This is a genomic window from Streptomyces sp. CNB091 (assembly GCF_000377965.1).
The window spans coordinates 497,424-513,489 of sequence record NZ_KB898990.1; the positions used below are offsets into that span (position 1 = coordinate 497,424).

Annotated in this window: 14 protein-coding genes and 1 pseudogene; 7 read left to right on the forward strand and 8 right to left on the reverse strand. The window is 72.4% G+C overall.

The window, feature by feature from the left end:
* Positions 1-213 precede the first annotated feature (213 nt).
* Entirely contained in the window at positions 214-843 is a 630-nt protein-coding gene (locus D581_RS0102085; RefSeq protein ID WP_018955569.1) for a TetR/AcrR family transcriptional regulator, read from the reverse strand.
* Positions 844-1,003: 160 nt separating this feature from the next.
* Here D581_RS0102085 and D581_RS0102090 point away from each other — a divergent pair.
* Positions 1,004-1,823 (forward strand): annotated as a pseudogene (locus D581_RS0102090) (phosphatase PAP2 family protein); the annotation flags it as partial.
* A 283-nt stretch (positions 1,824-2,106) separates the two neighbouring features.
* Positions 2,107-3,081 (forward strand): DMT family protein, encoded by a 975-nt coding sequence (locus D581_RS0102095; protein WP_018955571.1) that lies wholly within the window; start codon positions 2,107-2,109, stop codon positions 3,079-3,081.
* Between the two features lie 79 nt (positions 3,082-3,160).
* On the opposite strand, the gene D581_RS0102100 is transcribed toward D581_RS0102095, so the two are convergent.
* Together D581_RS0102100 and D581_RS0102105 are read right to left on the reverse strand one after the other, a co-directional pair.
* Complete coding sequence (locus tag D581_RS0102100) at positions 3,161-3,691, reverse strand: PadR family transcriptional regulator (protein ID WP_020679162.1); 531 nt, start codon at positions 3,689-3,691, stop codon at positions 3,161-3,163.
* A 78-nt stretch (positions 3,692-3,769) separates the two neighbouring features.
* Positions 3,770-5,785, reverse strand: coding sequence for an NADPH-dependent 2,4-dienoyl-CoA reductase (locus D581_RS0102105; RefSeq protein ID WP_018955573.1), 2,016 nt, complete (start codon positions 5,783-5,785; stop codon positions 3,770-3,772).
* 202 nt (positions 5,786-5,987) lie between these two features.
* Between D581_RS0102105 and D581_RS0102110 the strand changes: the two genes are divergently transcribed.
* Both D581_RS0102110 and D581_RS1000000141535 read left to right on the forward strand, forming a co-directional pair.
* Positions 5,988-6,515, forward strand: a complete 528-nt coding sequence (locus D581_RS0102110) for a DoxX family protein (RefSeq protein ID WP_018955574.1) — start codon at positions 5,988-5,990, stop codon at positions 6,513-6,515.
* Positions 6,515-7,138: a DUF7144 family membrane protein gene (locus tag D581_RS1000000141535; protein WP_018955575.1), complete on the forward strand. Its 624-nt coding sequence runs from the start codon at positions 6,515-6,517 to the stop codon at positions 7,136-7,138. Before D581_RS0102110 ends, D581_RS1000000141535 begins: the two co-directional genes overlap by 1 nt.
* Here D581_RS1000000141535 and D581_RS0102120 read toward each other — a convergent pair.
* The 3 genes from D581_RS0102120 to D581_RS0102130 all read right to left on the reverse strand — a co-directional run bounded on the left by D581_RS0102120 (position 7,084) and on the right by D581_RS0102130 (position 10,584).
* The gene (locus tag D581_RS0102120; RefSeq protein ID WP_018955576.1) at positions 7,084-9,237 is read right to left on the reverse strand and encodes an MMPL family transporter; all 2,154 of its coding nucleotides are present in this window, start codon (positions 9,235-9,237) and stop codon (positions 7,084-7,086) included. The genes D581_RS1000000141535 and D581_RS0102120 overlap by 55 nt on opposite strands.
* A gap of 149 nt (positions 9,238-9,386) precedes the next feature.
* Positions 9,387-9,887, reverse strand: coding sequence for a MarR family transcriptional regulator (locus tag D581_RS0102125; RefSeq protein WP_018955577.1), 501 nt, complete (start codon positions 9,885-9,887; stop codon positions 9,387-9,389).
* A gap of 118 nt (positions 9,888-10,005) precedes the next feature.
* Complete coding sequence (locus tag D581_RS0102130; protein ID WP_018955578.1) at positions 10,006-10,584, reverse strand: fasciclin domain-containing protein; 579 nt, start codon at positions 10,582-10,584, stop codon at positions 10,006-10,008.
* A 152-nt stretch (positions 10,585-10,736) separates the two neighbouring features.
* Here D581_RS0102130 and D581_RS0102135 point away from each other — a divergent pair, with 152 nt between their 5' ends.
* Positions 10,737-11,579: a DUF1206 domain-containing protein gene (locus tag D581_RS0102135; protein ID WP_199787760.1), complete on the forward strand. Its 843-nt coding sequence runs from the start codon at positions 10,737-10,739 to the stop codon at positions 11,577-11,579.
* Here the strand turns inward: D581_RS0102135 and D581_RS0102140 are convergent.
* Positions 11,564-12,109 carry a DUF4383 domain-containing protein gene (locus D581_RS0102140; protein ID WP_018955580.1) on the reverse strand — a complete coding sequence of 182 codons (546 nt, stop codon included), beginning with the start codon at positions 12,107-12,109 and terminating at the stop codon, positions 11,564-11,566. The genes D581_RS0102135 and D581_RS0102140 overlap by 16 nt on opposite strands.
* Positions 12,110-12,261: 152 nt before the next feature.
* Between D581_RS0102140 and D581_RS0102145 the strand changes: the two genes are divergently transcribed.
* The gene (locus D581_RS0102145; protein WP_018955581.1) at positions 12,262-13,281 is read left to right on the forward strand and encodes a MerR family transcriptional regulator; all 1,020 of its coding nucleotides are present in this window, start codon (positions 12,262-12,264) and stop codon (positions 13,279-13,281) included.
* A gap of 21 nt (positions 13,282-13,302) precedes the next feature.
* On the opposite strand, the gene D581_RS0102150 is transcribed toward D581_RS0102145, so the two are convergent.
* Positions 13,303-14,511, reverse strand: coding sequence for a cysteine desulfurase-like protein (locus D581_RS0102150; RefSeq protein ID WP_018955582.1), 1,209 nt, complete (start codon positions 14,509-14,511; stop codon positions 13,303-13,305).
* Positions 14,512-15,083: 572 nt separating this feature from the next.
* Here D581_RS0102150 and D581_RS0102155 point away from each other — a divergent pair.
* The gene (locus D581_RS0102155) at positions 15,084-16,025 is read left to right on the forward strand and encodes a sterol desaturase family protein (RefSeq protein WP_026290107.1); all 942 of its coding nucleotides are present in this window, start codon (positions 15,084-15,086) and stop codon (positions 16,023-16,025) included.
* Positions 16,026-16,066 lie beyond the last annotated feature (41 nt).

Here is a 16,066-nt window from a genome sequence, read left to right on the forward strand (position 1 = left end):
GACCGTCCACGCGAAATCTACCAAGCGATTGTTAGGTGATCCAGGGGGTGGGCGGACCGGAAATCGGGGCGGACCGTTGAAGAGGTGTGGACACACGGGCGGCCGGTGGCCTCCGTGGAGGTCACCGGCCGGCCCGGCGGTGCGCCGCCCCCGTCCCCACGGTGCGGCGCGGGTGGACCGCCCCCATCCGCTGGGGCGGGCGGTCCACGTCTGTCAGGACTCCGGCGCTCCCGCCGTGAGTCCGAGGCCCGGGAGGATCGCCATCTCCACGAACCTGGTCAGATACGCCGCGTCGGCGTAACGCCCCTCCAACAGCGGCCGGGCGCGCATCACGCCGAGCAGCTGGGCCGCGACGAACTCGGCCCCCGCGAGGTCCGCCGCGATCTCGCCGCGCTCCCGGCCCCGCCGGACCATCGCGTCGATCGCCGCGATCTCCGGCAGGATCAGCGCCTCGCGCAGCGCGCACAGCAGCTCCGGGCTCTGGAGCGCCGCATGGCCGAGGGCGTGCATCAGCGGGGTGTCGCTCCCCGAGGCCTCGCCGATCGTCCGTGCGGCCTCCAGCAGGTCCCCGGCCAGCGTCCCGGTGTCGATGTTCGGGAGCCGCATCCGCCGGGTGCCGTGCAGCGCGGCCACGACCAGCTCAGGCTTGGAGCCCCACTGCCGGTACAGCGTCGACTTGCCGCACCGCGTGCGCGAGGCCACGCCCTCCATCGTCAGCGACTCGTAACCGCTCTCCCGCAACAGCTCCAGCACCGCCCCGTAGAGCTCCTGCGCCCGCTCCGGGGTGATCTTCGACCGGCGGGACGTGAGGGCTGACTCCTGTGCGGAATCGGGCGACGACATGGGCTGTACCTCCTGCGGCGGTGCGGTGAGGTTCTCGATACGCCAGTGTACCGATACGCACGTGTACCGATACGTCGGCGTATCGGTACACTGGCGTATCGATACGGCGTGGAGCTCACCGGGCCGTCCTGACACCGCTTCGCATCCAAGGGGGCACCGGGTGACCTACGCCCGCACCGAGCCCACGGACCAGGAGCCGGACATACGTGCCCGACCGCCCCTCGTCCGCGAGTTCCTTCTCGTGGCCGGACTCTTCCTGGCCTACAAGTTCGGCCGCCAGGCCGCCAACGGTCATGTGGAGGAGGCGTTCCGCAACGCGGGGAACGTATGGGACCTTGAACGTGCCCTGCACCTTCCCGGCGAGGGCGCGGTCCAGGGGCTGCTGCTGCACAGCCAGCCCCTGATCCACGCGGCGAACACCTACTACGCCGCCGTGCACTTCCCCGCCACGGCTCTCTTCCTTGTCTGGCTCTACTGGCGCCGCCCCCGCCACTACGTGCGGTCGCGCCGCGTTCTCGCCGCGCTCACCGCCGCCGCCCTGGTCCTGCACCTGCTGTTCCCGCTCGCCCCGCCCCGGATGCTGCCGGTCGCCGGACTCGTCGACACCGGCCAGGTCTACGGGCCGACGGTGTACGGACAGACGCCCGCGACCGACACGATGGCGAACCAGTTCGCCGCGATGCCCTCGCTGCACGTCGGCTGGGCCCTGATGGTCGCCGTCGGCCTGATCGGCGCCACTCGTTCCCGGTGGCGCGGCCTGTGGCTGCTGCACCCGGCTCTCACCCTGCTCGTGGTCGTGGGCACGGCCAACCACTACTGGCTCGACGCGATCGTCGTCGGGGCCATGCTCGCCGTCGCGCTCGCCGTCTTCCGGCTGCCACTGTCCGCCCGGACCGCCCCGGCGCGGCTGCCCCGGCCGGGCCCGTGGGGGAGTGGTGAAGGGTCTCCCGTGCCGGCGTACGCGGGCGCCGCTGGGTCCAGGGCCTTCGCGTCGGCCGTCCCGGCGGGGTCCGCGGGGTCGGCCACCGTGTCCGGGGTCTTCGCGGCGGCCGGTCGGTCGCCGTCCTACGGTTCCGCCGGGCCCGCCACCGTGCCCAGGGCCTTCGTGGCGGCCGGTCCGTCGCCGTCCTCCGGTTCCGCGGGGCCGGCCACCGTGTCCGGGGTCTTCGTGGCGGCCGGTCCGTCGCCGTGCTCCGGAGCCGCCGGGCCCGTGACCGGCGCGGATGCCGGAGCGCAGGCGCCCGCCCGGGCCGGAGCGGTGCGATGAACGCCACGCTGCTCGCCGTCGCGCTCTCCCTGGTCTCGGCCGGCGCCTACGCGGCCGCCGCCGTGGCGCAGTCCCGGCTCGCCGGCCGCACCGACCCGTCCACCGGAGTCCTGCGGCTGCTGGGCCGGGGCGCCTGGTGGTCGGCGGTCGGCCTCAACGCCGCTGGCGCGCTGCTGCACGTCGCCGCGCTCAACTTCGGCCCGCTCACCCTGGTCCAGCCGCTGGGCGCGCTCACCCTAGTCGTGGCCGTCCCGCTCGGGGCGCGCGCCGCCGGACGCCGGGTCGGCCGCGTCGAGTGGCGGGGCACGGCCCTGACCCTGCTCGGCCTCGGCGCGCTGCTCCTGACCGCGGGCGGCTCCGCGCCCCACGAGACCCTCAGCCTTCCCGAGGCGCTGGGCGTCGGCGCGGCGACCATGGCGGTCGTCGCCGGACTCGGCCGGCCCGGGGCCCGCCCGGGGCTGCGGCACGCGGCGGCCTCCGGGATCACCTCCGGGGTCGCCTCCGCGCTCACCCAGACCCTCACGGTCGCGGTCACCGACCACTCCGGCGGCCCGCTGTTCAGCTGGCGGCTGCTGACGGTGGCGCTGCTCGTCTCCGCCTTCGCGATGGGCGGCCTGCTGCTCTCCCAGACCGCGTACCGGGGCGGGCTCGGCGCCCCGCTCGCCGTGGTCACCCTCGCCAACCCGGTCGCCGCCGCCGCGATCGGCCTGGCCCTCCTCGGCGAGCGCCTCCAGGGCGGGCCGGTCAGCCTGGTGCTCGCGCTCCTCGGCACGGCGGCGGCCGTGCGCGGGGTGATCCTCCTCAGCCGGGCCCAGGCGCGGAACACGGACCCGGCCGCCCCGCCCGAGGCCGCCGTCCCGGAGGGGCAGGTGCCCTCCAGGGTCGTCATCGGCAGCCCCCGGCGCGCGGACACCCCATCCCCGGCAGGCGTCCCGGAACCCGCACCCGTACCCGCGCACGCGAGCGGCTGACCGGCCGCGGAGCGGAAGAGGTCGGCGGTCGGCGGAGCGGAAGTCGTCGGCGGGCCGTCCGGCCGGCCGGTCCGATCGCTCAGCCGTCCAGGTCGGCGATCGCCCGGGACAGCCAGCTGATCCAGAACGTCTCCAGGTCGATGCCGCCCCGCAGCACGAGATACCGCAGCCGGTCCTCGTCGGTCGTCGGCGCGGGGGTGAAGTTCCGCTCCTCGATCCCCCGGTACTCCGCCAACTGCCTTTCGTGCAGGGCGAGATGGCGACGCAGCTCCGTGTCCATGCCGTCCGCCCCGACGACCGCCGCCGCCCGCATCCGCAGCAGGAGCGGGTCGCGGACCGGCCGGGGATCCTCGGGGAGGGCCACCCAGGCCGCCAGTTCCTCGCGGCCCGCGGGCAGGACCTCGTACTCCTTCTTCTGCCCCCGGGCCGGCGCCGCCGCGGGCAGCGCCCTGATCCGCCCGGCCTGCTCCAGTTTTCCCAGCTCGCGATAGATCTGCTGGTGCGTCGAGGACCAGAAGTAGCCGATCGACCGGTCGAACCTGCGGGTCAGTTCCAGACCCGAGGACGGCTTCTCCAGCAGAGCGGTGAGAATCGCGTGCGGCAGTGACATGGGGTGCATCCTAAGGACGCGACGAGACCGGGGGCGCGCCGTCCTTCGTGGCCCCCGGCCTCCGTACGTCCAGGGAGCTCACAGCGCGGCGGCGAGCTCCGTGCCCTGGCGGATGGCCCGCTTGGCGTCCAGCTCGGCCGCCACGTCCGCGCCGCCGATCAGATGGACCGGGACGGCCCCCGCACGCAGCTCCTCGTACAGCTCGCGGCGCGGTTCCTGGCCCGCGCACAGCACCACCGTGTCGACCGGCAGCACTCGGCGCTCACCGTCGACGGTGAGGTGGAGGCCCTCGTCGTCGATGAGGTCGTAGGAGGCTCCGGCGATCATCTCGACGCCCCGGTGGCGCAGTTCGGTGCAGTGGATCCACCCCGTCGTCTTCCCGAGCCCCGCACCGACCTTGGTGGTCCTGCGCTGGACCAGGTGGACCGTGCGCGGCGACCCGGGACGCTCGGGGGCGCGCAGCCCGCCGCGCTCCGCGAAGGCGGTGTCGACGCCCCACTGCCGGAAGAACGTGTCCGCGTCCAGGCTCGCCGCGTCGCCGCCGTCGGTCAGGAACTCCGCGACGTCGAAGCCGATGCCGCCCGCCCCGACGATCGCGACCCGTGCGCCGACCGGCGCCCCGTCGCGCAGCACGTCCAGATAGCTGACGACGTTCGGGTGGTCCGTGCCGGGGATGGCCGGGGTGCGCGGCTCGACGCCGGTGGCGAGCACGATCTCGTCGAAGCCGTCCAGCGAACCGGCGTCCGCCCGGGCGCCCAGCCGTACGTCGACCTCCAACTCGGCCAGCCGTGTACGGAAGTAGCGCAGCGTCTCGTCGAACTCCTCCTTGCCCGGCACCCGGCGCGCCACGTTCAGCTGCCCGCCGATCTCGTCCGCCGTGTCGAACAGGGTCACCGTGTGCCCCCGCTCGGCCGCCGTGACGGAGCACGCGAGGCCGGCCGGGCCGGCGCCGACCACGGCGACGCGCTTACGGGTCCGGGTCGGCGCGAGAACCAGCTCGGTCTCGTGGCAGGCGCGCGGATTGACCAGACAGGAGGTGATCTTGAGGCTGAAGATGTGGTCCAGGCAGGCCTGGTTGCAGCCGATGCAGGTGTTGATGGCGTCCGCCCGGCCCGCCGCCGCCTTCGCGACGAACTCAGGGTCGGCCAGGAAGGGGCGGGCCATGGAGACCATGTCGGCCCGGCCGGAGGCGAGGATCTCCTCGGCGACCGCGGGGGTGTTGATGCGGTTGCTCGTCACCAGCGGTACGGAGACCGCGCCGCGCACCTTCCCGGTCACCCAGCTGAACGCGCCGCGCGGCACGGAGGTGGCGATGGTCGGGATCCGCGCCTCGTGCCAGCCGATGCCGGTGTTGATGATCGTCGCGCCCGCCGCCTCGATCTCCTTCGCGAGCGTCACGACCTCCTCCAGCGTCGAGCCGCCCGGTACCAGGTCCAGCATGGAGAGCCGGTAGATCAGGATGAAGTCGTCGCCGACCCGCTCGCGGACCCGCCGCACGATCTCGACGGGCAGGCGCATGCGGTTCTCGTAACCGCCGCCCCAGCGGTCGGTGCGGTGATTGGTCGCGGAGACGATGAACTCGTTGATCAGATAGCCCTCGGAGCCCATGATCTCGACGCCGTCATAGCCCGCGAGGCGTGCGAGACCGGCCGCGCGCACGAACTCCTCGATGGTCTCCTCGACCTGGTCATCGGTGAGCGCGTTCGGGGTGAATCCGCTGATCGGGGCCTTGAGCGCGCTCGGCGCCACCAGGTCGGGGTGGTGCGCGTACCGCCCGAAGTGCAGGATCTGCATCGCGATCCGGCCGCCCGCCGCGTGCACCGCCGAGGTGATCTCCCGGTGCTGTTCCGCCTCCGCGTCCGTCGTCATCTTGGCCCCGCCGGGAAAGGAGCAGCCCCGCTCGCTGGGGGCGATGCCGCCGGTGACCATGAGGCCGACGCCGCCCCGGGCGCGCTCCGCGTAGAACGCGGCCATCCGCTCGAAACCGCGCTCGGCCTCCTCCAGACCGATGTGCATCGATCCCATGAGCACCCGGTTGGGCAGGGTGGTGAACCCGAGGTCGAGGGGGCTCAGCAGGTTCGGGTACAGGGTCACGAGGTCTCCTCCGCACAGGGTCGTCGGGTCAGTTGTAGACCACCGCCACGCCCTTATGCAACAAGTTGCATAATGATCTGCGTCGCATCCCGCCCTTGGGGTGACGGGTCCGTGCCACGGACGGCGTACCCGGCCGCGCCCGCCCGCCACCCGCCGACGAGAGTGGGATCCGTACCCCACCCCCCCCACCCCGGGAGTCCTCATGGTCTGCGTCAACCGGCGTGATCTCGGTCTGCTCGCCCTGCGCGTCGGCACCGGCGCGGTGCTCGCCGCCCACGGCAGTCAGAAGCTGGCGGGCTGGTTCGGCGGCGGTGGCATCCAGGGCACCACGGCCGCGATGGAGGCGATGGGGTTCCATCCGCCCAAGCACAGCGCCGTGGCCGCCGGGCTCGGCGAGGCGGGCGGCGGCGTCCTGCTCGCCCTGGGCCTCGCCACCCCGGCGGCGGGCGCGGCGGCCGCGGGGGCGATGGCCGGCGCGGTGGCCGTGCACGCTCCCGCGGGCTTCTTCGCCCAGGGCGGCGGCTACGAGTACCCGGCGTTCCTCGGCTTCACCGCGGCGGCCATCGGGCTGACCGGTCCCGGGCGCTACTCCGTGGACCATGCCACCTGCCATGTCTTCGACCGCGCCTGGATGGTCGCGCTGGCCTTCGCGGGCAGTGCGGTCGCCGCCGCCGCGGTGGTCGGCAAGCGCACGAAGGCGCAGTCGGACCGGGCGCAGGAGGAGTCCTGATGGGCGAGGACCCCTCCCGGGCCGCCGACCCCTCCCGGGCCGCCGACCCGTCCGGCCCCGGCGGCCCGTCCGGCCTCGCGGGCGCGACCGGCCCCGGCGCCCCGACGCCACCGGACGGCTTCGAGCAGGGGCCTCGGAGCGGGCCCGGTCAGGGGGACACGCCGTGGCAGCGCGCCGACGGCCCGTCCGGGCCCGCACCGGCACCCGATCCGGACAGCCTCTGGGTGACCGGCGGGGTGCTCTTCGCCGGGATCCTGATGCTCTGCCAGGGCGCCGTGGCGGCCCTGGAGGGCATCGCGGCCCTCGCCGACGGGGACGTCTACGGCGACGTCGGCGCGTACCTCTACCGGATCAGCCTCACCGGCTGGGGCTGGATCCACCTGGTGCTCGGCGTCTGCGTGGCCGTCACCGGGGCCGCGCTGCTCAAGGGGGCGGGCTGGGCGCGGGTGGCGGGCATCCTCTTCGCCTCCCTGAACCTCTGCGCGCACTTCCTCTTCCTGCCGTACGCGCCCCTCTGGTCGGTGATCGTCATCGGTCTGGACATCTTCGTCATCTGGGCCCTGGCCGCCTACCGGGACTCGGACCCGGACCCGGACCCGGACTCCGCGACCGCGCCCCGCTGACCGTCCGACCCCTCCCGGCTCAGTACCCCCGGCCACCACGCCTTCGGGCCGATGTCCCGTACCAGCGCCGGGACGAGGAGCGACCGGACGACCAGCGTGTCCAGCAGGACGCCGAACGCCACGATGAACGCGATCTGGAGCAGGAACGCCAGCGGGATCACGCCCAGCGCGGCGAAGGTGGCCGCCAGGACGACGCCCGCCGACGTGATGACCCCGCCGGTCGTGGTGAGCCCGCGCAGGATGCCCTCCCTGGTGCCGTGCCGCAACGACTCCTCCCGGACCCGGGACATCAGGAAGATGTTGTAGTCGACGCCCAGGGCGACCAGGAACACGAATCCGTACAGCGGCACCGACGAGTCCGTGCCGCTGAAGCCGAACACATGGGTGAAGACCAGTGAGGAGATGCCGAGGGTGGCGAGGAAGTTCAGCGCCACGGTCGCCACCAGCAGCACCGGCATCAGCAGCGACCGCAGCAAGAAGACCAGGATCACCAGGATGATCACCAGCACCACCGGCACGATCAGCGTGCGGTCGTCCTCCGCCGTCCGCTGGGTGTCGTACTGCTGCGCGGTGTAGCCGCCGACGAGGGCGTCCGAACCGGGCACGGCATGGACCGCGGTGCGCAGCGCGGCCACCGCCTCCTTGGCTTCGTCGCTGTCGGCCGCGTCCTTGAGGGTCGCGTCGATGCGGACCCTGCCGTCGACGACGAGGGGTTCGCCGCCCGGCCGCCCGCCCGCGCTCACCGGTGCGACCGAAGCCACTCCTTCGGTGCGTTCGGCGGCCTCGGTGACCTCGGGCAGGCGGTCCGCCGCGGCGATGATCACCGCCGGGTTGCCCGAACCGCCGGGGAAGTGCTCGCTCAGCGTCTCCTGGGCGGCCACGGACGGGGCGTCGTTGACGAAGATCTCGTCGAGTGGAACCCCCTTGGAGGTGAGCGTGGGGGCGAACGCGGCACAGGCGATCAGGGCCGCCAGGGTGATCGCCCACACCTTGCGGGGCGCCCGGTCGACGAGGGCCGCGACCTTGTGCCAGACGCCGTGGCCGCCGGACACCTTGTCGTCGGCGGGCTTGGGCTTCGCCGGCCAGTAGGCCTTCCGGCCGAGCAGCACCAGGGCGGCCGGCAGGAAGGTGAGGGCGCTGAGGACCGAGCAGACGATGCCGATCGCGCCCACCGGTCCGAGGGCCCGGTTGTTGGTGAGGTCGCTGAGCAGCAGGGCGAGCAGCCCCGCGGCCACCGTCGCGGCACTGGCCGTGATCGGGCCGAAGGACTCGCGCAGCGCGACGCGCATCGCGGTGAACCGGTCGCCGTGCACGGCGAGTTCCTCCCGGAACCGGGCGGTGAGCAGCAGTGCGTAGTCCGTCGCCGCGCCGATCACCAGGATCGACAGGATGCCCTGCACCTGACCGTCCACGCGCACGATGTCGTGGTCGGCGAGGACGTAGACGATCGCGCAGGACAGGGCCAGGGCGAACACGGCGCCGAGGATGATGACCAAGGGCAGCAGCACACTGCGGTAGACCAGCAGCAGGATCACGAGCACCGTGATCAGGGCGACCCCGAGCAGCAGTCCGTCGATGCCCGCGAAGGCGTCGGACAGGTCGGCCTGGCTCGCGGCGGGCCCGGCGAGCTGGACCGTCGTGCCGGGCACCGACGAGCCGGCCTCCTCGATCCTCTCCAGCGCCGTGGGCAGTTCGTCCCCGAGGCCGGGGCTCAACTGGACGATGCCCTGGAGCGCGAGGCCGTCCTTCGAGGGCAGTGCGGGGGAGGGCGCTCCGACGACGCCGTCGCTCCCGGCGAGCGGCGCGAGGGCATCGGTGGCGGCCTCCCGCTGCTCGTCGCCCAGCGGCGCGTCCTGATCCGCCGAGGTCCAGACGACGATGACCGGCAGGGTCTCGTTCTGCTGGAACGCCTTCTGCGCGTCGATGACTTGGGTGGACTCCGCGTTCTGGGGCAGGAAGGCTGCCTGGTCGTTGGTGGCGACCTCGCCGAGCTTTCCGGCGTACGGGCCGAGCCCGCCGCCGACGCCGAGCCACGCGATCAGCAGCACGACGGGGACGAGCCAGCGGATCGACCGTGCGGAGCGTGCAGGGGTGGACATGTCTCTCCCGGGGGTGGAGATATCTCAGTGATGAACAATCTCAATCGTTGAAATACATTACGGGACTGCTCGTGCGGACAGCCGCAGGGGGTGGGTTCGACGGCCGCCCCGTCCCTCCCCGTGTGCCCCCGACCCGTCAGCGGGAAAGCTCAGCGACGCGCCGGGGGAACCTCGCCCAGCTCCTCGTTCATGGCGGTGAGGAAGCGCAGGACGGTCGCCAGCTCCGTCTCGCTGAAGCGCGCCCTCGCCCGTGCCGTGGCCTCGGCGAGCGGCATGAAGTAGTCGCGGGCGGCCGTCCGGGCGCTCGCCTCGTAGTACACGTGCACGACCCGGCGGTCGGTGCTCTCCCGGGCCCGGCGGACATGACCGGCCCGCTCCAGCCGGTCCAGGCATGCGGTCACCGCGCCGGAGGTGAGACCCAGATGCTCGCGCAGCGCCCCCGGGGTAAGGGGCGACGGGGCGTCGAGGATGGCCGCGAGCGCACTCACGTCCGTGGGATGCAGCTGCTGATTCGCCGCGAAACCGTGAGTCATCCGGTTGATCTCGCCGTTCATCCGGCGGAGCTCCACCGCGAACGCCTGGAGGTCCGCGAGCGGCGCCCCGGGTTCCGGGGTGCCGCTGCGGGTCGGTCGGTCGTCGGCGCTGGTCACGCCCTCAGCGTATAGAACAGGCGCGCGGGGCCGTGCCCGGACCGTCGCGCCGTGCCCGGACCGTCGCGGGGTCCGGGCACGGGATCCGCTGTGCGCGGAGGTGGCGCCGCGACCGTCCCTACGACGGCGGCATGAGCACGGTGTCGACCAGATTCACCGTGGCGTTGGCCGTCGGCACGTTGCCGCAGACGATCTTCGAGGAGTCGTTCACCGTGAACTCGGCGCCCGAGCCCTTCGTCGTGAGGTCGCTGCCCTCCAGCGTCTTGAACGTGCCGTCCTCCATCTGCTGGGTCGTGACCTTCTCGCCCACCACGTGGTACGTCAACACCTTGGTGAGCTCGGCCTTGTCGTTGAGGAGCGCCTCCAGATCGGCCTGCGGGATCTTCTCGAAGGCGGCGTTGGTCGGCGCGAACACCGTGATGTTCTTCGCGTTGTTGAGCGTGTCGACCAGGCCCGCCTTCTTCACCGCGCTGACGAGGGTGGAGAGTTCGGGGTTGTTGGACGCGGCGGTGGCGACCGGTTCCTTCGCCATGCCCTCCAGGCTGCCCGCGCCCTCCTTCGGTACGGAGGAGCAGGCGGGGCCGTACGGTTCGGCGGGCGCCTCGGCCTGGGCCTGCGGGGCGAAGAACGCCAGAGAGGCGGGGAAGGCCAGTGCCGCGGCCGCCGCCGCGGTGCGGTGCAGACGGGTGATCGTCATGATATCTCCTCCGGCGAGCGGGGGTGGGTCTTCTGTTTCCCTCCCACGCTGACGCACATCCGGCCCGACCGCCCGCCGCGTCGTTTCTGCGTCGAAAATCACTCCCGGCGCGCTCATGACATCGATCCGCAGGACCGGGGCACCTGGCATTCATGAATACCCGTTCAGTAGCAGCGCAGGGACGCGGCCAGGCCAAGAGAGCCGCGAACAGCACCGCGATGGAGGCAGGAGCCCGCGCGGGCTTCGTGGCCCGTGGGGTGATCTACGTCCTCGTGGGCGCCCTCGCCCTGCGCATCGCGCTGTCCGGAGGAGGTGGGAAGCAGGCCGACCGGGGCGGCGCGATCGGTGAGATAGCCGAGAAGCCCTTCGGGCAGATCCTGCTGTGGGTGCTGGGCATCGCCCTGGTGGGAATGGCTCTCTGGCGGCTTTCGGAGGCCCTGTTCGGCGGGGCCGGGGCCGACGGCCGAAAGCCCACCAAGCGGGCAATGGCGGCGGGCCGTGCCGTCTTCTACGGATTCGTCGCCTACTCCGTCCTGTCCTTCGCCGCCGGTGACTCGGGCAGCGGGGGCGGATCGTCGGACCAGCAGTCGAAGGACATCACCGCCAAGGCGCTCGGCTGGCCCGGAGGCCAGTGGATCGTCGGGATCGCGGGTGTGGGCGTGGCCTGCGCCGGCCTCTGGATCGCCGTCCGGGCGCTCCTGCGGAAGTACCACAAGCACCTGAAGATGTCAGAGATGTCCAAGCGGGTCCGACAGGCGGTCGACTTCACCGGAGTCTTCGGGGGTACGGCGCGCGGCATCGTGTTCGCCACGGCGGGCGGATTCGCGGTGGGCGCCGCGATCAAGCACCAGCCGGACGAGTCCAAGGGCATGGACGACACCCTGCGCTCCTTCACCGAGACCCCCGTCGGCCCGTGGCTCCTGGTGGTCATCGCCCTCGGACTGGTCGCCTTCGGCGTGTTCTCCTGGGTCAACGCCCGCTACCGCAAGGTCTGAGCGCCTCCCCGTCCGAGCTGTCCGCCCGCCGCCGCACTCCTGCGGGCGGCGGCGGCCTCGCGGTCCGCCTGCTCCGGGTGGCGGCGGAGCCAGTACGGATTGTCGTGCGGCAGGCCGCCCGTCACCCGTCCGTACATGCCGAACGTGAGGATCAGCAGCCCCATCACGAAGCTGAAGACGACGTTCGACATCCCGAAGTCCAGGATGTTCGCGGCCCGGTCCAGGACGAAGAGGTGGCCGAAACCGCTCAGCAGGAAGAGCGCGCCGATCGTCATGTTCAGGGTGGAGGCGACGTTTCCGCCCACCGCGGCCCCGGCGATCAGCAGCCCGCCGACGACCACCGAGATCAGGCTCAGCAGACCGTTGGTCGACAGTCCGGCGATGTGATCGCCGCTGGTGTCGAAGAAGCCCAGCCGACTCGTGAAGCCGAGGATGCCGAAGGCCAGCAGGATGGCGCCGCAGAGGCCCGCGCCGATCCGGTACACCTTCGCCAGCCGGTGATCGACGGGGAGTTCGTCGCTCGGTTTCATGGCCGTCTCCTGTCTGTCCCGTGTCTATTCCGCTGAGGGGTGAAGCGGGGCGATGCGGCGGGTGGGCATCGCGCAGACCCCGGTGCCTCCAGCCAACCGCGCGGCGACAGACGGGGCAACACGCACCGTTCTTGCGTCGTATCGTGGAATTCATGGACCTCGTGACGGCCCCTGCCAAGGACCTCGTGGCGGACTCGGCGAGGGGCCCGGCGGGCCCCCGCGCCGGCGGCCGGCCTCCGCGGGCGCCGGCCGACGGAGGGCTGACCACCGGTGCGGTGGCCCGCCTTCTCGGGGTCGCGCCGACGACGCTGCGCTCGTGGGACCGCCGCTACGGCATCGGCCCGGCCGCACGGGAGGACGGCCGGCACCGTCGCTGGACCGGGGCCGACATCGCCGCCCTGCGGCACATGTGCCGCCTGACGAGCGCGGGCCTGCCGCCGGCCGAGGCCGCTCGTGCCGTCCTGGCCGGAGGCCCCCGCGCCACGCCCGCGCCACGGCGCGGGCACCCACGCCGGGCCCCCGTGGTTCCGCTCGGCAGCGCCCGCCGGGACTGCCGGGGCCTGGCCAGGGCGGCGCTCCGGCTGGACGCGCCGGCCATGGAGGAACTGCTCACGGAGGTCCTCGACCGCTACGGGCTGCCGGCCGCCTGGGACGAGGTGATGGTGCCGGCGCTGCACGCGGTGGGCCGCAAGTGGGAGACCGCGGGGGAGCGGTACATCGAGGTCGAGCACCTGCTGTCCTGGCACGTCTCCGGCGCGCTGCGCGGTGTCCGTGCCGCCGGACCCCCCGCCCCCGGTGCGGGCCTCTCCCTGCTGGCCTGCGTACCCGGTGAGACCCACACGCTGGCCCTGGAGGCACTCGCCGCCACGCTCGACCGCCACGGACTGCCGGTCCGTATGTTCGGCGCCGCCCTGCCCGTCGAGGCGCTGGAGGAAGCGGTCCGGCGCACCGGACCCGACGCGGTGGTGCTCTGGGCTCAGTCGCACGGCACGGCGAGCCGATCGCTCGCCGCCCGGGTGCAGGCGATCGAGTGGGGCGTACGGGGCGCGCGCAGGCGGCCTGTGGTCTTCACCGCCGGGCCCGGCTGGGCCGGGCGGCAGCCGACGGGAACCCGGCACCCGTCCGGGCTCGCCGACGCGGTGGACGCACTGGCCGCACTCGGTGCGCGGTGACGGCGTCCGCCGTCACCGCCGTCACCGCAGCCAGTCCGCCAGGCCCGTCAGGAGGCGCTCCACGTCGTCCGTGTCGTTGTACGCGCAGAGTCCGACGCGCAGGCCGCCGCTGTCGCCGAGCCCCAGGTGGCGGGAGGCCTCCAGGGCGTAGAAGGAACCGGCGGGCGCGTGCACCCCGGAGCGGGCGAGGAAGCGATAGGCGTCCGCCGCGTCCCGGCCCTCGAAGGTGAGCAGCAGGGTGGGGGTGCGTTCGGCGGCACGGGAGTGGACCGTCACGCCGCCCAGTTCGCGCACCGCCTTCTCGATGCTCTCGCGCAGTGCCGTCTCGTGGGCGTCGATCGCCGCGTACGCCGACCGCAACCGCGCCCGACGCCCGCCCGCCGCATCCTCGCCGGCGCCCAGGCCCGCCAGGAAGTCCACCGCCGCTCGGGTGCCCGCCATCGACTCGTAGGGAAGGGTGCCGAGTTCGAAGCGTTCCGGCACGGCGTCGGTGGACGGGGCCAGCTTGTCCGGGCGGAGAGTGCCGAGCAGTTCGGGCCGGGCGGCGAGCACCCCGTGATGGGGCCCGAAGAACTTGTACGGGGAGCAGACGAAGAAGTCCGCCCCGAGCCGCTCCACATCCACCGCGTGGTGGGCCGTCAGATGGACCCCGTCCACGTACAGCAGCGCGCCGGCCCGGTGGACCAGTTCGGCGATGGCCGGGATGTCGGGCCGGGTGCCGATGAGGTTGGAGGCGCCGGTGACCGCGACCAGCCGGGTCCGCCCGGTGAGCTGCGCGCCGACCGCCTCGGGGGAAAGCTCGCCGGTCGACGGATCGAAGTCGGCCCACCGCACCACCGCCCCCGCCCGTTCGGCCGCGTGCACCCACGGGCGGATGTTGGCATCGTGGTCCAGCCGACTGACCACCACCTCGTCCCCCGGGCTCCAGGCCCTGGACAGGGTGCGCGAGAAGTCGTACGTGAGCTGGGTGGCGCTGCGGCCGTACACGATCCCGCCCGGGTCAGCGCCCAGCAGGTCCGCCATCGCCTGCCGGAACCCGCGGACGATCTCCTCCGCGTTCACCTCCCCGGGCAGCTCGGCGCCCCGGATCGACAGGGGCCCGCTCATCGCTCCGCCGATCGCGGCGATGACGGAGGCCGGGGTCTGGGTGCCGCCGGGCCCGTCGAAGTGCGCCGTACCGGACCGCAGGGCGGGGAACTGTGCGCGCACCGCGCCGACGTCGTACGACAAGGGGGCTCCTCGATTCGTTCGCTGATGTGCTGCCGGATCTCACTGTGATCATCGCAGGGCGGTGTCCCCCGGTGGAAGGAGCGGGAGCCCTCCGGCGGATCCCCGCTCCGGAACTCCTCCTTCGGGGCGCTTTCGGGTAGCTGGTTTCGCGCGGGCGCACCGCTCCCGCTCCGACATACGCCGGAGCGTGGGGTTACGTCTCCGGCGCACCGGAATGCGCCGTCCTCAAACGCCGCGATGATCCTACGAAAGAATTGTTCGCACAAATGAACTCGCCTCGGTTACGCGATCCTTCTCGCATTCCCGCACGAACAAATGCGCCGGATGATTTCTCCGGGTCGGGCGTGATTAAAGCGGTGGGAACGGGAAATAGATGATCTGGGCTGATGGGGTCGGGGGCATCAGTTCACGCCACGGCCGAATTTCATCGAGGTCGGGTGTCTGAAAGTCGCCAGTGCGGGGGCCGTGGCCGCCGCCCAGGGTTTCCTGTCACGTCCTAGGGGTGCTCTGGCCTGCTCTGATGCGATGCGAGGGTCTCTCTCCCCGTCACTGTCACTTGTGGAGGGTCACGGATGGACGAGCGCGAGCACTCCGCCGATGGCGGAATCTATTCGGCCGGATATTCGGTCGACCGGAAGGGGTGGGCCGGTAATTCTCCCGCTCGGCTCCTTCGCGTAGCTGCGTACCCGGTTCTCCTCCTCGCGGTCGTATCCGTGGGTGTGGCCGCATTGTCGCTGGAGTGGGATCCGGCCTGGGTCAGTTCGCTTTTCCTGGTCGGGGTCATCGCCTATCTCACTCTCCTGGAGCGGCTGATTCCTTATGACCGGGACTGGCACCCAGGAAAGGCCGAATGGTGCTGGTACGGCATCTACTTCCTGCTCTCCATGGCCGGAAGCGGACTGGCGCAACTCCTGGTCGCGCTGGCCGTCGGCCTGATCTCGCCCGCGGAACCGGACCGCCATCTCGGGGTCGAGATCCCGGTCGCGCTCCTCGCCGGATCTCTCGTCAGCTACACGGTGCACCGGCTGGGCCACCGGAACGCCCTGCTCTGGCGGCTGCACGGAGTGCATCACGTGCCGGAGAAGGTCAACGTCGCCAACAACGGGGTCAACCATGTGCTGGACATCGCCCTGGCGCAGGCCCTCGTCCAGCTGACTCTGGCGTTCGCGGGATTCTCCCGACCCGCGGTGCTGGTGGTCGGACTCTTCGTCGCCGCCCAGGGCTACTTCATCCACGCCAACATCGATGTCCGCATCGGACGGCTCAACCATCTGCTGGCCAGTCCCGAGCAGCACCGTCTGCACCACAGCACCGACCTGTCCGAAGCCGGCCACTACGGCTCCGACCTGTCGTGCTGGGACCACCTCTTCGGCAGCTTCACCTGGTCCCCCGGCCGCGAGCCCGCCGCCGTGGGCCTGCACGACCCCACGTCATTCCCCGGCACCGGCGAGATCCTCGCCGCCCTCGCACATCCCTGGCGACGCCGACCGGCACGGGCCTCCCGGCCGGAGTGACCGCCACCTCCTGATGCTCCACCCCGACTTGCTCCACCACG

What these genes read in the sequence shown, in the direction of transcription:
- D581_RS0102085 (WP_018955569.1), bottom strand. Translation starts at nt 843, where the DNA reads ATGTCGTCGCCCGATTCCGCACAGGAGTCAGCCCTCACGTCCCGCCGG.
- D581_RS0102095 (WP_018955571.1), top strand. Translation starts at nt 2,107, where the DNA reads ATGAACGCCACGCTGCTCGCCGTCGCGCTCTCCCTGGTCTCGGCCGGC.
- D581_RS0102100 (WP_020679162.1), bottom strand. Translation starts at nt 3,691, where the DNA reads ATGTCACTGCCGCACGCGATTCTCACCGCTCTGCTGGAGAAGCCGTCC.
- D581_RS0102110 (WP_018955574.1), top strand. Translation starts at nt 5,988, where the DNA reads ATGGTCTGCGTCAACCGGCGTGATCTCGGTCTGCTCGCCCTGCGCGTC.
- D581_RS1000000141535 (WP_018955575.1), top strand. Translation starts at nt 6,515, where the DNA reads ATGGGCGAGGACCCCTCCCGGGCCGCCGACCCCTCCCGGGCCGCCGAC.
- D581_RS0102120 (WP_018955576.1), bottom strand. Translation starts at nt 9,237, where the DNA reads ATGTCCACCCCTGCACGCTCCGCACGGTCGATCCGCTGGCTCGTCCCC.
- D581_RS0102130 (WP_018955578.1), bottom strand. Translation starts at nt 10,584, where the DNA reads ATGACGATCACCCGTCTGCACCGCACCGCGGCGGCGGCCGCGGCACTG.
- D581_RS0102135 (WP_199787760.1), top strand. Translation starts at nt 10,737, where the DNA reads ATGAATACCCGTTCAGTAGCAGCGCAGGGACGCGGCCAGGCCAAGAGA.
- D581_RS0102140 (WP_018955580.1), bottom strand. Translation starts at nt 12,109, where the DNA reads ATGAAACCGAGCGACGAACTCCCCGTCGATCACCGGCTGGCGAAGGTG.
- D581_RS0102145 (WP_018955581.1), top strand. Translation starts at nt 12,262, where the DNA reads ATGGACCTCGTGACGGCCCCTGCCAAGGACCTCGTGGCGGACTCGGCG.
- D581_RS0102155 (WP_026290107.1), top strand. Translation starts at nt 15,084, where the DNA reads ATGGACGAGCGCGAGCACTCCGCCGATGGCGGAATCTATTCGGCCGGA.